The organism is Pelagimonas phthalicica (genome assembly GCF_004364805.1).
In the GTDB taxonomy this organism is placed as follows: Bacteria; Pseudomonadota; Alphaproteobacteria; order Rhodobacterales; family Rhodobacteraceae; genus Pelagimonas; species Pelagimonas phthalicica.
The window spans coordinates 316,622-331,925 of the sequence record NZ_SOAP01000003.1 but is presented as its reverse complement, the minus strand read 5'-3'; the positions used below and the strand labels follow the sequence as shown (position 1 = coordinate 331,925).

The following is a 15,304-nucleotide window of genomic DNA, read 5'->3' as shown; positions in this document are numbered from 1 at the left end:
AATTGTACCATGAATGACGAAAACGATTGGTACGGTCCAGAATCCGCAACCTTCGGTGATCGACTTGCCGCGGCACGCGACGCGGCCGGAATGACACAGGGCACTTTGGCCAAACGGCTGGGCGTCAAATTGAAAAGCCTGCAAAACTGGGAAGAAGACCTGTCAGAGCCCCGCGCCAACAGGTTGTCCATGATGGCGGGCATTTTGAACGTTTCGATGGTTTGGCTGATCACCGGCGAGGGCGAAGGCCTTGGTGCGCCGGATGACGAAGAAACCTTGCCCCCCGATGTCACCGCTGTTTTGACCGAAATGCGCAGCCTGCGCGCCGAGTTCAAAGCCCGCGCCGACCGGTTGGGGCTGCTAGAAAAGAAACTGCGCGTCTTGCTAAAGGAATCTGCCCCCCATGACAGCTGAAACCCACGAAAACCGGTTGCGCCGTCTCAACATGCGCTCCATGCGGCGCGGCACGAAAGAGATGGACATCCTGCTGATGCGTTACACGGCGGCACGTTTGGCGGAGCTGTCCGCGGCTGAACTGGACGCCTATGAGGCCCTGCTGGATGAGAATGATCAGGATATCTATCAGTGGATTTCCCAGCAAAAACCGGCCCCGACTGCGCACCAGCCCACCGTGAATGACATCATCGCCGTGGCCGCCAACGGCTGAGCAGGTTTTCGCTGTTTTCCCCCTGCCCTGACAGGAATGAGGATTCCGCTCGGGCCGCTGCCCGTGTTAGCCTAACCTCAGGATTTGAGGTTTCAGGTATCGGGGTAGATCATGGCGATCACACGACGCGCGTTTTCATTTGGGGCCACGGCCTTGGTTCTTGCGGGATGCGGTGGCGGCAGCACCAGCACGGCGCAGGTCTCGACCAAGACCAAGCTCGGGCCGGAATTCCTGCCTCAACCCAATGCGTCTTATGACAAATGGGTTGTCGGGTTTAAGGAACGGGCGCGCGCGCGTGGCATTTCCAACGCGACGCTAACGGCGGCCTTTCGTGGTCAGGGCTATTTGCCCGGCGTGATTGATCGCGACCGCAACCAGACAGAATTCAAACGCTCGCTCGAAGATTACCTTGCCATTGTTGCCCCGGAGGAAAAGGTCAGCTTTGGTCGCAAAGCCTATGCCAGCCAGCGCCGCGCGCTGGCGCAGGTTGAGGAACGCTATGGGGTTCCCTCCGAAATCATGGCGTCAATTTGGGGGCTTGAGAGTTACTTTGGCACCAAGCGCGGTTTGATCCCGGTGATCTCGGCCACGTCCACCCTCGCCTGGGAGGGGCGGCGCGGGCGCTTCTTTGAAAGCAACCTGATGAATGCGCTGCGCATCGTGCAATCCGGTGATGCGCGCCCCAACCAGTTGGTGGGCAGCTGGGCCGGAGCCATGGGACATACGCAGCTTATCCCCGACGCCTATCAGGCCCATGCGGTGGATTTTGACGGCGATGGCAAGCGTGACATCTGGAGCGAAAACCCCATCGACGCCTTTGCCACCACCGCCCGTTTCTTGCAAAAAGCGGGATGGAAAAAGGGGCGCACCTGGGGGCTGGAGGTCAAATTGCCTTCGGGGTTTGATGCAAGTATCGGCCATCGCAACAAACGCAGCGTCGACAATTGGCGGTCTTTGGGTGTCAAAGCTGCCTCTGGTGGCGGTCTGCCCGATCATGGATCAGCGGCCATTCTGGCCCCGATGGGGCGCTCGAAACCTGCCTTTTTGGTGTTTCACAACTTCAACATGATCAAACGCTACAACCCGTCGGACAATTATGCGCTGGGGGTTGGCTATATGGCGCATCGCTTGCAGGGCGGTGGCCCGCTGGTGACACCATTTGGACGCGACAAATATGGTCTCTTGCTGGAAGAGCGCGAAGCCCTGCAACGCGGGTTGACCCGCGCAGGGTTTGACGCAGGCCGCCCGGATGGGGTGATCGGCAAGAAAACCAAAGCCGCCATTCGTGGATTTGAAAAGGCGCGTGGCTTGCCCGTGACTGGTACACCTTCGCCCGCCCTCCTGAAACTCTTACGCTGAAAATCCAACAGGTCGTGCGGCTGGGCGATCAAAAGTTTTGTGAAAACTTTTGCAAATTCCATCGATGGAATTTGGCTGCGCCTGCCTCGCGGAAAAAGGCGACCCAATGGGCGGCCTTTTGCTCTTCATACTTTAAGGCTCTCAGACTTCGATCAGCAACCGTGCTTGATAGGCCTTGAGCGACATGCGCGCTGCGCCAAAGGCTTCGCGGCCCATGGGTGACACCAGCTGCGGGAACAGCATTAGCAGCTCTTCGCGTTGGTCCATATCCAGCCCCGCCAGTGACAGATCACCGGGCTGGAAGCTCTCGGTCCAGGTGCCATCGGACATCACCAGCTCGTGGCGGTCGAACATGAAATGCACATAGGTCACGCCCGCCTCTGGGCATTCGCGGGTGATCCCCGGACGGCCCACCAGGTGGGTCGCGGCAACCAGCACTTCGTCCTCGCCAAAGAGCAGCTCAATCGCGTAGCCCGACATCACAACCCGGTGTTGCGGTGAGACGATCATGTCGCGTTCCGGCATGCCTTTGCCCAGGGCTCCGCGCGCGATGCGGATTGGTTGCAGCGACGGGTTGCAGGCGATCTCATCACCGCGAAGGACCTTGGCCCCGGCCCAGCGCACGGTCTGATAGCCGTTATCGCGGGTCAGGATCACGTCGCCTTGACGGATTTCGGCCACATTAACCTCGCCCTCGACCGTCTTGATCAAGGTGCCCGGCGTGAAACAGGGCACGTAATTGACCTGTTCGATCTCGGAGAAGGACAGCGTGCTGCCATCCAGCCATTCCACGGTGCCGCTTTCGGTGCCGGTCATGGTGATGGTTGCCGGGCCGGTCACGTTCAGCGTGTCGCCCGCGGTCTCGCCGCTTTCACCGCCAACAATGGTCAGGTTGCCGCCCGAAACATCACTGGCCCCGACATTAAAGGTGTCGTCACCATCACCGCCCTGCGCATCATCACCCGAGCCGACATTCAGCACGTCATTCCCCGCGCCGCCCATCATGGTATCCGCGCCGTCACCACCGGTCAGCGTGTCGGCATCATCGCCGCCATCCAGGCTGTCATCGCCATCGCCACCCGTGATCGTGTCAGAGCCAAGCCCGCCATCGACCACAAGACCACCCGTGTCACCCGACCCGTCAACACTGTCATCGCCATCATCCAGCAGAATGGTTTCGATGCCGGTAAATGTGGCGGTGCTGGTGCCATCGCTCAGCGTCCCCGCTTCGTCACCGGTATAGGTCACCGAGACCGGGCCGGTCAGACCAGAGGCATCGATCGTATCCTGATCCGCACCGGTGGTGGTGGTCTCGCCCCCATCAATGCTGTCATCCCCAAACCCGTCGGTGAGGGTAAAGAAGTCCTCATCCGCGCCGCCCGAAAGGTCGTCATCGCCTGTGCCACCGATCAGCGTGTCGCGACCATCGCCGCCATCCAGCGTGTCACTGCCAGCTTCGCCATCCAGCACATCATCCCCGGCCTCGCCCAGAACGCTATCATCATCCAGACCGGCCATGACGGTGTCGTCCCCGGCACCGGCCTGGATCGTATCGATGTCCGAGGAGGCAGGGCCATCGCCATTATCGACCATGTCGCCTTCGGGATCGCCAAGATAGCTGTCATCGATCAGTTCCCCCGCGCCGGTGCCCGACACGACGCCCGGAACCGGAGCAACCGGGGCCAAGGGGATGCCGATGGCTTCGAGCTGTTCGGGGCTAGAGACTTCGGCAATTGACACACCAACCAGGGTGACGCTTTCACCATTCGGGAAGGTCAGGATGGCATCACCCGTACCGTCTCCATTGGTGTCGATGACAGTCACATCGTCGGTGTTGACCGGATCGCCGCCCGCATCGGTCAGACCGGTGACATCCAGCTGATCATTGCCACTAAAGGTGCCATCGCCATTATCGGTCGGGGCTTCGAATTCTTCGACAATGTCATTGCCAAAGCCATCATCCAGGATCAGCTCATCATTGACGCCATCACTTGCGCCCAGAGCAATTGTGTCATCCCCTGCGCCGCCTTCGATGGTGTCCGCGCCGCCATTACCAGCGATGCTGTCCGCCGCGGCAGAGCCAGTGACACTGTCATTGCCCGAGCCGAGTTCAAGCCGCTCGATCTCTTCAAAGCTGGTCGTGTCCGTGCCATCGGTGATGGTGCCGATTTCATCGCCGGTAAAGGTGACGGTCAGGTCATCGCTGAGCGCGGTCAGGTTGACTTCATCGCCCAGGGTTTCGCCTGTTTCGCCACCGATCAGGCTGTCATTGTCCAGACCTGCATCAATGGTAAAGCGGTCATCGCCGCCTTCGCCGTGCACGGTGTCGTCACCTTCGCCGGCATAGATGGTATCATCGCCTTCACCCGCCTCGACGCTGTCATCGTCGGACCCGTCAGAATGATCAGCGTTGTCGATCATGTCACCCTGCGGATCACCGGTATAAGCGGTGTCGATCACCTCGCCTGCGCCGGTGCCGGAGACAACATAGTCGCTGACCGGGGCGGCGGCTGGGATACCGATCGCTTCGAGCTGTTCCGGGCTGGAGACCTCAGAAACAGGCACGCCCACCAAGGTCAGGCTTTCGCCATTCGGGAAGGTCAGGATGGCATCGCCGGTGCCGTCGCCATTGCTATCGGTGACGGTCACATCATCGGTGGTCACCGGATCGCCGCCCGCATCGGTCAGGCCCGTGACATCCAGTTGATCATTGCCGGTAAAGGTGCCGTCGCCATTATCGGTTGGGGCTTCGAATTCTTCGATGACGTCATTGCCGTCGCCATCTTCAAAGATCAGCTCATCATTGACGCCATCAGATGCGCCCAGCGCAATCGTGTCATCACCCGCGCCGCCGTCAATGGTGTCCGCACCGCCGTTACCAGCGATGCTTTCGTCGCCAGCGGACCCGGTCACGCTGTCATTGCCCGCGCCCAAGGCAAGTGTTTCGATTTCTTCAAAGGACAGTGTGTCGGTACCATCGGTAACTGTGCCGACCTCGTCACCCGAGAAGGTCACGGTCAGATCGTCACTGATCGCGGTCAGGTCAACCGTGTCGCCATCAGTCTCGCCCGTCTCGCCGCCAATCAGGCTGTCATTGTCCAGACCGCTGCCCGAGACAAAGACATCATCGCCGCCTTGGCCATGCACGGTATCGTCGCCCGCACCGGCAATGATGGTGTCATCGCCGTCGCCCGCTTCGACGCTGTCATCATTCGAGCTGTCCGAATGATCGAGATTGTCGATCATGTCGCCATGGGGATCACCGGTGTAAGCGGTGTCGATCACCTCGCCCGCGCCGGTGCCGGAGACAATGTAATCATTGGAGACGCTGCCCAACGGCACGCCAATCGCATTCAACTGCGCCGGGGTCAGCACCTCGGAGGGGGACACGCCTTCGAGGGTCAGAACCACCATACCGGGGAAGGTCAGCACCGCATTGCCGCTGCCATCATCGGTGACGGTGACATCATCGGTGGTGACCGGATCACCGTCATCATTGGTCAGGCCAGTGACATCAAGCAGATCGTTGCCGGTAAAGCTCCCGTCTCCGTTATCGGTCGGGGACTCAAAACCGCCAACCGTGTCCGAGCCACCCAGATCAGCCAGAACCAGCGTATCGGTGCCCGAACCAAGGATGATGTTTTCAATCTCGTCAAAGGTCAGCGTGCTGGTGCCATCGGTGACGGTGCCCGCCTCGGCATTGGCCTGGGTCAGGTCAACGCGCAGCGCGTCAGTTACGGCGCTGAGATCCAGCGTATCGCCAACAGTTTCGGCAACGCCCTCGGCATCGACCGTGTCATTGCCAAAGTTGTTTTCGATATGGAAGGTGTCGTCGCCAAAGCCGCCCCAGAGGAAGTCATCCCCTTCGCCGCCCCATAGCGCGTCATTGTCATAAGAGCCGCGCATCCAGTCATTGCCGGTACCGCCAATCAGCGTGTCAGCGCCTTCGTTTCCTTCGAGCGTGTCATCGCCCGCGCCACCCAGAACGGTGTCCGAGCCAACCTCGCCATAAAGCGAGTCGCTGCCATCGCCGCCAACAAGGCTGTCATCGCCATCGCCACCGCGCACGCTGTCATGGCCTTCGCCGCCCAGCAACGTATCGCCGCCAGCGCCACCATGGACCGAGTCATCCCCGGTTCCGGCATCGACGCTGTCATGGCCTTCGCCTGCATCAATTGTGTCGTTATCAACACCGCTGAGGATGGTGTCATCCCCATCCCCGGCCAGCACGGAATCCGCGTTTGAGCCATCGGAATGGTCGTTATTCTCGATAAAGTCGCCTTCGGGGTCGCCGGAATAAGTTTCGTCGATCAGATCTGCGCCAGTAGTGCCTTCGACGATGAAATCGCCGGGCGACAGGGTGACGCCCATGGCAAAGAGCTGAGTTTTGTCTTCGACATCCGACATGGGAACGCCGGACAGGGTCAGGCTTGTTCCATCGGGGAAGTTTAATACCGCATCGCCTGTGCCGTCGCCATTGGTGTCGGTGACATCAATGTCTTCGGTGCTGATCGGGTTGCCGCTGGCATCGGTCATGCCCGACAGATCCAACAGATCTTGTGGGCTATAGGTGCCGTCGCCATTGTCGGTTGGGGCTTCGAAGCCGATGATGGTGTCATTGCCGTCACCATCCCCCATGCGGATCACATCCGCCTCACCATCCCCAGCACCGATATCGAACACATCGTCGCCTGCGCCGCCGTCAACCGTATCGGCACCGGCCCCGGTGGATACGCTGTCATTGCCATCGCCACCTGTAACGCTGTCATCGGCATCACCGGTTTCCACATGCTCGATTTCCGAGAAATTGATCGTGGTCGTGCCAAGCTGCATTGTGCCAGCTTCCGGATCGGTTGGGGACAGATCCACTGTGACCGAGCCGGTGTAATCCCCGACGCTCAGCGTGTCGCCTCCGGTCTCGGCGTTTTCGCCGCCTGTGACGCTGGCCGAGGTCCCATCCAACAGCGTGCTGTCGGCGGTGAAGAGATCATCGCCGTCAAAGCCCGCAGCGGTGTCGCCACCGCCAATCTGGATGCTGTCATCGCCGGTGCCGCCATAGAGCGCATCCGCGCCCGCGCCACCATCCAACGTATCATTGCCAGCGCCGCCATAGACCGTATCTGCATCCGCGCCCGAAGAGATGGAATCATCGCCGCCATAGCCATAGACCAGATCCGCATCGGACCCGTCGGAATGATCATCGCCGTCAATCACATCGCCTTCGGGATCACCCAGATAGCCAACATCAATGGTTTCGCCCGCACCGGTGCCTTCGACGATGAAGTCCGCAATCGGGCTTGGGGCTGGGATACCGATGCTTTGCAGCTCGGCCGCGTCGTTCACATCTGCGGGTGCCACGCCAACCAAGGTGATTGCTTCGCCGCCTGGAAAGGTCAGCACGGCATTGCCGCTGCCATCATCGCTGACCACCACATCATCCGTGGTGACAGGCGTCGTGCCGCCATCCGAGGTCAGGCCAGACACATCCAATTGGTCATTGGTGCTGCCATCGCCGCTATCCGTCATGTCAAAAGCGCTGACCGTGTCGCTGCCCGAGCCATCCGCCAGAACAACGGTGTCGCGCCCACCGCCAAGGCCCACAACCTCGATCTCGCTAAAGGTGGCGCTGTCGGCCCCACTGGTGATGCTGCCGCTTTCGACCCCGCTCAGATCAACCGTCGCGTCAGTGGTCAGCCCGGAAAAGTCGATGGTGTCATTGTCGCTGCCGCCTTCGCCACCGGTGATGGTGTCCGCGCCAAACCCGTCACCCAACTGAAAGAAATCTTCGTCATCGCCACCAGACAGCGAGTCATCGCCCGCACCGCCGATCAGGGTATCCTGACCCGCGCCCGCATCGACGACCTCATTGCCACTGCCACCGGTAAAGCTGTCATCCTGATCGGTCAGGGTCACGGCTTCGATCTCGGTTAAGGTGATGCTGTCACTGCCAGAGGTCACATTCCCGGCCTCATCGCCGGTAAAGGTGACGCTCACGCCGTTGCCGGTCACGCCGCTCAGGTCCAGCCTGTCAAAGTCGCTGCCCGTGGTGACAGCTTCGCCACCCGCAACGGTGTCGTTGCCAAAACCATCCTCAAAGGTGATCACGTCCTGATCGGCACCGCCATCAATCAGATCGTTGCCGACGCCGCCGTTCAGCGTGTCCTGCCCCTCATCCCCATTCAGGGTGTCATCGCCGGTCATGCCATAGATCAGGTCATCGCCAAGGCCGCCATCTATGCTGTCATTCTGGTCTTCCGGGGTGGCGTAAATCGTCGTCCCGGGAGAAGAAAACCCATCTGTTGAAAAGGCGTAATTCGTTCCGGCCCCGCGTGACGTGACCTCGAACACCAGCGAATGCTGGCCGGTATAGGCAAATTGCGCCCAATGGTTTTCATCCGCATTGCCCGAGCTGGTTCCGTCGGAAGAGGCCGAAAGCTGTTCGCCGCTATCTGCCGGGGTCAAGTTGGTAACGGGCGCGGCCGAAAGGGTCAGGGATTCCACATCCGCCGACAGGGCCGTCACGCTTTCCGAGGTGGTATCAACATCGTGGAAGGTAAAGCCGCCGCTGATCTGGATCGGCTCACCCGTGGCCTGATCAAAGAACTCAAAGCCAAGGGTAACGCCAGTCCCGGCAAGAGCTTCGCCATTTTCGTTGATATAGACTGAGTTGGTGCCAAAATCGACTTGGATATTGGGATCGTCCGCATCCAAAATGGTGATGCGCGCCTGAACCACCGTGCCATCGCTGGTGGTCCCGATATTGTCATAGATTGCATATTGGCCAATGACGCCCGTGCCCACATCGCCCGAGGACGAAATCGCAGAAAAGTCAAAGCTGCCCAGGGTTCCGGCATCGGTGCCGATATCGGCATCGTCACCATAGATCGTGTCATTGCCCTCGCCACCCGAAATGGTGTCGCGACCCGAGCCACCGGCGGCCTCATCATCACCTGCGCCAAGGTCAATCAGGTCGCTGCCAGACCCACCATCAACGCTGTCAGCCCCATCGCCGCCGCTGATCGTATCGCCGTTCAAACCGCCAGACAGGCTGTCGGCCCCATCATTACCCGTCAGAACATCCGCGCCTTCACCGCCGACAAAAGTGTCATCGCCACCACCGCCGCTCAGGGTGTCATCGCCGTCGCGCCCAACCGCAAAAACACCATCCGTGGTCGCCGCCGAGGCATCAACCGAGTCATCACCGGTGCTGAGAAAGAACCCTTCGACCTCGCTGAACGCGCCGCTGTCGCCATCGGCATCGCTATAGGTCCCGGCCTCGTCGCCGGTGAAGGTCACGGTCAGGGCATCATCCGCGCCGCTGATATCAACAATGTCCATGTCACTGCCGGTTTCGCCGCCGATAATGGTTTCATTGCCATTGCCGACCACAAAGGTATCGGAGCCTCCGCCGCCTTCCAGCGTGTCGCTGCCCGTGCTCGATACCAGCGTGTCGTCACCTTCGGAGCCGGACACCGTGTCGAAATAGGTCAGGAGGGTTGTGCCGCCGAGATAGGCATCAGACGCCCCAGCGGTAAAGTCGCCAATCACAAAGGTCGTTGTGCCATCGGAAATGGTGATCTGACCGCTAAAGACATCATGTTCGACCGTGTAATCGGATCCCAAACCGGAGAAATCCAACTCATGCCCATCAGCGCCTTCGCTAACGCCAGACCAGAAAGCCGGGGAGTTCCAGTTTGATGTCGTTACCGTATACGTCGCCATGTCAGCGCTCCTAACCTATGTACTTGCCACACTGCGTGGCCCCCGTCGCAAGACGGCATGCGTCACTGGTTAGAAACGCCGGGAATTCGGCATGAATGCGGAACGGGCGGGTTAAACTGATGGAATTTCAGACCAAACCTGCCCCAATCCTGCCATTGTTTCGCAGGCTGGCATTGTCTGACTTGGCTTGTTTCCTGAGGATTTGAGCGAGTTCGGGCGCTCATAAAGAGGATTTCAACCTTTCCAAACCTAGCATGCAGGCGGGACCGGTTTGCGAGTGACCTCGCGATGGTATTTCCGTCGTTTGAACGATTGAGGCCCAAGGTGCCGGATTGCCCGGGTTATTATCCCGCATGGCAAACCGGAAGTAACAAGGATTGTAGGGGGTATTGCCGATCAGACCTGCTCTTATCGGTTGGGACGAGTGGGCCGGAGCCTTGTGCTCCGGCTATTCCGTTGGATCTGTTCCAGGCATGGATTCGATGCACGGAATCGATCCCTTTTTGTGACGTGAATTTTATACACGTAACGATAGATCGCCCTCGCAAACCTTGACCCTGTGTTTGAAACACCGCCTAAAAAAGCGGAATTTTTCCAAGTTTTCCCCTTGAGTTGCGGGAATTTACGCAAAAATCACGGTCGGTTCACGCCTTGGGCGCAGATTGTCATCAAGCGAATTCAGAAACACCAAGCTTCCGACTTGAATGAGGTCAGTCATGCGTCCGTCTCCTGCCAGTCCAGCGCCCAGCCTAAGGGTCATCCCCGGTGCAGGTCTGTCCCCGGAACCCGGCCTGCGATTGCAGTCCGATTTGCAAAACGAGATGTCGCACAGCGAATGGGCGGCGGAACTGGCGCATTTGTTTGCCGTTGCCCTGATGCAGGATCAACCGCTTGAGCGGTTGCATCTTGCCCATCACGAAGTGGCATTGGACACGCATCAGCGGTTCAACCTGCACGAAGTCCTGTGCGAATTGCGCAGTCTCAGCTGGTTTGACACCATGTCAGGGCTGCATTCCGACATCGCACAAGAGGCCAGCGACCGGCGCGCGCTGTATTTGAATGCCGATAACCAGCTGTGCCTGCGGACCATGTTTCAAACCGGCGTCGCGACGCAGACCGCCAGCTTTGTCCCCTCCCCGCTCCTTATGGCGGACAAAGGTTCGGTTGCCGGGCAATCCGACACGGTGCCTCCCGCGGTGTCGGCCCCCATGTCTGACTGGCAGATTTGGTGTGCCAGCCATAGCGGTGCCGGTTTGAACCATCTCATTGATAACGCGTCGGAAATCTCAACCGTCAACGCCTTGGCCAAACATGTCAGCGACATCCCCGCCGCGCGTCCGTTCTTCAATACGGCCCTGTCTGCGATGCGCAGTGACGTCGCCCTGGATCGCGGATTGCAAAGCGCCCATGATCTTTGCGAAAGCAATTGGTCTGGGCAGCGTTTACTGTCCCTGATGGCACAGGCGGAAAAGCGGGCCACCAAATTTGCCAAATGGCGGGCGACCCACGCCGCGCGTCAGGACCGCCCAGCGGTTATGGCGGCGCGCGTTTCTGTCGCCCTGGAAAACCTGCAGCGCACACACAAGCCAGAAAACAATTTGCCGCATCAGATCGCCTCTGAGCTGTCTTACGCCGCGCCCAACCTTGTGTCCTGGATGTCCAAGGTCAACGCGTCATTGCGCGACGGCCTTTGCCTGAAACACTGTGTGTTCCTGCCGTTGACGCAAGAATACTCCGCGCCTTTGCCCCCCTCTCAGACCGCGGCGCATATGGTTGTCGCTGGGGCGCTGACGACCCTGATTAAAGCGGTGCTCGACACCTCAATTCCGCATAGCCCGGTAAGCCTTGAAAACGGGCGGTCCGGCGCTGAGTTGACCGAACAGCTGCACCAGCTCTGTGCCAATTTCGCCTTGGCACGGGTTGCGGGGGGCGGTTATTACTCTTCGGAAAACCATGTTGAGCTGCGCATGGGCCAGTCTATCGCCTTGCTTTTGCTGCGGGAAACCCTGGCGACGGACAATCGCAGCGCCACCTTGTCCTTTGCCGGATTTGATGGCGAGCATATCGAGCTTAACGCCCATCCGCGCGCGTCCGGCACCGGCACTGTCGAATATCTGCAAGATGGTGATTTGCAGGAATGGCCCGACAGTGCCCCGCGCCAACGCCCCAACCTCACGGCGGTGGTTTGACACCGATCAAGGCAATTTCTCCGAAACACTCCCAAACTCAGCGCATGTATCAGGAGGACGGATCATGCGCATTTTCTTTCTTACGGCTTTGGCCAGTGTGACGATTGCAAGCGCCGCCGCGGCACAGGATGCCGATATCGGGCGCGCCCATTACCAAACCCATTGCGCCACCTGTCATGGGCTGGAGGGGCGCGGAAATGGTCCGATGGCCGGAGTCCTGATGATCAAACCCGCCAACCTGACAGAGCTTGCCGCCCAAAACGGTGGTCGCTTTCCGCTCGAGCGTGTGGTCAAACGGATTGACGGGCGCGAACCGCTGGTCAGTCACGGCTCTCCGATGCCGGTCTATGGCGACTACTTTGACGGGCGGTTTGACGTGCCGATGCCGACCGGGGATGGTGATCCGGTTCTGACCTCGCAGCCCGTGGTCGATCTGGTCGCGTTTCTACAAGAATTACAACGGGTTGAATAAGGCCTCTGGGTCAAGTCACCCTGCTTCGCCCTCGCCGCGACAGATCCCCTCGGTCTGGACCCCGGCCCAAGGCAACCGCACCCGCCCAGGCCCAAGGGCACGATCCAACCCATCAATGGGCATCTCCTTGGCGATCATGGCACGCAGGCGCGCCGTGCGCGGCGCTTTGGGGTCCAGCAAGCGGCAACAGACATATTCCTCGACAATCGAGCCCTGCTGCTCATAGCCGTAGTCCAAAAAGCTCTTGGTGTTATCCGGATCAAACAAATAGGGGTCGGCACTGTTGGCATGTTCCCGCAACGCCTTTAACGGGTGGTAACCGGTGCGCGCTCGGTTTTGCCATTGCCAGACATGGGTCGCCTCATGCGCCAATAGCATGGCATAGAACAGATCGATCTGCTCCGGCCACCCCGCCATAAAGTCCTGCGAATACAGATCTTTGCGATACAGAGTCTTGTTGAACAAGACCGTCGCCGCAGGTGAAACCGTCACCGTTTTGGCCTTGGTCTGCGGCGGCCATATGCGTTCCTGACAGGTCGTGCGCGGGCGCACCGGGATTTGATAGGTGACACTGCCAGCAAAATGCCCATCCACAATGCGCATCTTGCCAGTGTCGAGTTGATCGCCATGAATGGCCTGAAGATAGGCCGTTTCAGACGGGGCCAAAGGACGGCCACAAGCCGCCAAAACCAAAAGGGACAGGATCAGAAAAAGACGCGCAAACATGCCTTCAGAAGGCCCTGAAATCGCAGGTTAAGCAAGGGGTTTGTGCCGGATTTTGGCACCCCGGCGTTAAACGTCCAGCTCTTCGACGAACTTGGCGTTTTCCTGGATGTATTGGAACCGCAGTTCGGGCTTTTTGCCCATCAACCGCTCCACCAGATCTCCGGTTTCGCCCGGCTCATCCTCATCGATCGTGACCCGGATCAGCGTGCGGGTGTCGGGATCCATCGTGGTTTCCTTCAGGTCTTTGGCATCCATTTCACCAAGGCCTTTGAAGCGCTGTACGTCGATTTTTCCTTTTCCGCCCAGGCCCTTATCCATGGCCGCGTCCTTGGCAGCGTCATCCGGCACATAGATCCGTTTGGCCCCTTGGGTCAGGCGGTAAAGCGGCGGGCAGGCCAGATAGAGATGCCCGGCATCGATCATTGGACGCATCTGGGTAAAGAAAAAGGTCATCAGAAGAGAGGCGATATGCGCCCCGTCCACATCCGCATCGGTCATGATGATAATCTTGTCATAGCGCAGATCATCAACGTTGAACTTGGTGCCCAGACCAACGCCAAGCGCCTCACAGAGGTCCCGGATTTCTGCGTTTGAACTCAATTTGTTAGAGGCCGCACCAAGCACGTTGAGGATCTTACCCTTGAGCGGCAAAAGCGCCTGGGTCTCGCGGTTGCGCGCGCCTTTGGCAGACCCGCCGGCCGAGTCGCCCTCGACAATGAACAGCTCCGTGCCCTCGCGCGATTTCGACGAACAATCGGTTAGCTTACCGGGCAGGCGCAGCTTTTTGGTGGCGGATTTTCGGGCGGTTTCTTTTTCCTGGCGGCGGCGCAGGCGTTCTTCGGCGCGCAACACGAGGAAATCGAGGATAGCCCCGGCGGATTTTGTGTCTGATGCCAACCAGTTATCGAAATGGTCCCGCACGGAGTTTTCCACAAGGCGCTGTGCCTCAACCGTGGCGAGGCGGTCTTTGGTTTGGCCGACAAATTCCGGTTCTCGGATAAAGCAAGAGACCAATGCACAGCCACCCGTGATCAGGTCATCCCTATTGATTTGACTGGCTTTTTTGTTGCTGACCAGCTCGCCATAGGCGCGGATTCCTTTCAGAATCGCGGCCCAGAAACCGGCTTCGTGGGTGCCGCCTTCGGGGGTGGGGACGGTGTTACAATAAGATTGGATGAAGCCATCGCGCGATGGGGTCCAGTTGATGGCCCATTCCACCTTGCCCGGCGTGCCGAACTTCTCTTTGAAATCGACAACTCCGGCAAAGGGTGTTTCGGCGTAGGTGGTTGATTTCACAAGGGTTTCGGACAAGTAATCGGCCAGGCCGCCGGGGAAATGGAAGACCGCTTCGCTGGGAACATCGGCTTCGTCCACATGGCATTTCCAGCGGATTTCAACGCCGGAAAATAGATAGGCTTTGGACTTGGCCATCTTCAAAAGCCGCGCCGGTTTGAATCGGTGCGATCCGAAAATTTCCTTGTCAGGATGGAAGGTTACGGTGGTTCCGCGGCGGTTGGGGGCGGCACCGATCATGGTGAGCGGGCCGAGCGGGACGCCGCGGGAAAAGCGGATCTCGTGCAGCTCTTTGTTTTTGGCGACCTGCACCACGAGGCTGTCGGTCAGGGCGTTCACAACGGTGGCCCCCACCCCGTGCAGACCGCCCGAAGTTTCATAGGCATCGCCGTTAAATTTGCCGCCGGCATGCAGCTCGGTAAAGATCATTTCCAGAGCGGATTTGCTGGGATCTTCGGGGTGTGGATCAATCGGGATGCCACGACCATTGTCGCGAATTGTTATGGAATAATCGGCATTTAGCTCGACCTCGATCCGGGTTGCATGGCCTGCCACGGCCTCGTCCATGGAGTTGTCGAGGATCTCGGCCGCCATGTGATGCAGCGCGCGTTCATCGGTGCCGCCGATATACATGCCGGGGCGCATGCGCACGGCCTCCATGCCTTTGAGCACCTTGATCGAGGAGGCATCATAGGTGGGGGTATCGGCTGCCTGGAGAAGATCGTCGGCCATAAACGCTGCTCTTTTTGCTGTTGGTTGGCGGGCATTATGACAGACCTGCACGACACGTGAAAGGGTTGGTTAAGCCATCGTCCCGCCAAGTTAATCCCGTCGCCCGGTTTTTGCGCAACGGGCAATCGGTACAAAACAGCGTTG

General features: G+C 59.3%; 8 protein-coding genes. 5 read left to right on the top strand and 3 right to left on the bottom strand.

Annotated features, from left to right (window positions below; translation table 11 throughout):
• Nucleotides 1-9 precede the first annotated feature (9 nt).
• The 3 genes from CLV87_RS19700 to CLV87_RS19690 all read left to right on the top strand — a co-directional run bounded on the left by CLV87_RS19700 (nt 10) and on the right by CLV87_RS19690 (nt 2,026).
• A complete protein-coding gene (locus CLV87_RS19700; protein ID WP_099248929.1) occupies nt 10-414 on the top strand; it encodes a helix-turn-helix domain-containing protein in 405 nt (134 codons plus the stop codon).
• Nucleotides 404-667 (top strand): FAD assembly factor SdhE, encoded by a 264-nt coding sequence (locus CLV87_RS19695; RefSeq protein ID WP_099248927.1) that lies wholly within the window; start codon nt 404-406, stop codon nt 665-667. Before CLV87_RS19700 ends, CLV87_RS19695 begins: the two co-directional genes overlap by 11 nt.
• A 111-nt stretch (nt 668-778) precedes the next feature.
• Nucleotides 779-2,026, top strand: a complete 1,248-nt coding sequence (locus tag CLV87_RS19690) for a lytic murein transglycosylase (RefSeq protein WP_099248925.1) — start codon at nt 779-781, stop codon at nt 2,024-2,026.
• A gap of 141 nt (nt 2,027-2,167) precedes the next feature.
• Here CLV87_RS19690 and CLV87_RS19685 read toward each other — a convergent pair whose 3' ends face one another.
• Entirely contained in the window at nt 2,168-9,748 is a 7,581-nt protein-coding gene (locus CLV87_RS19685) for a Hint domain-containing protein (RefSeq protein WP_099248923.1), read from the bottom strand.
• Nucleotides 9,749-10,464: 716 nt separating this feature from the next.
• Here CLV87_RS19685 and CLV87_RS19680 point away from each other — a divergent pair.
• Nucleotides 10,465-11,937, top strand: a complete 1,473-nt coding sequence (locus tag CLV87_RS19680) for a hypothetical protein (RefSeq protein WP_133840852.1) — start codon at nt 10,465-10,467, stop codon at nt 11,935-11,937.
• A gap of 64 nt (nt 11,938-12,001) precedes the next feature.
• Nucleotides 12,002-12,409 carry a c-type cytochrome gene (locus CLV87_RS19675; protein ID WP_099248919.1) on the top strand — a complete coding sequence of 136 codons (408 nt, stop codon included), beginning with the start codon at nt 12,002-12,004 and terminating at the stop codon, nt 12,407-12,409.
• A gap of 15 nt (nt 12,410-12,424) precedes the next feature.
• Here the strand turns inward: CLV87_RS19675 and CLV87_RS19670 are convergent, their stop codons facing one another.
• Entirely contained in the window at nt 12,425-13,135 is a 711-nt protein-coding gene (locus tag CLV87_RS19670; RefSeq protein ID WP_099248917.1) for a hypothetical protein, read from the bottom strand.
• Nucleotides 13,136-13,201: 66 nt separating this feature from the next.
• Nucleotides 13,202-15,160 (bottom strand): DNA topoisomerase IV subunit B, encoded by a 1,959-nt coding sequence (gene parE / locus CLV87_RS19665; protein WP_099248915.1) that lies wholly within the window; start codon nt 15,158-15,160, stop codon nt 13,202-13,204.
• Nucleotides 15,161-15,304 lie beyond the last annotated feature (144 nt).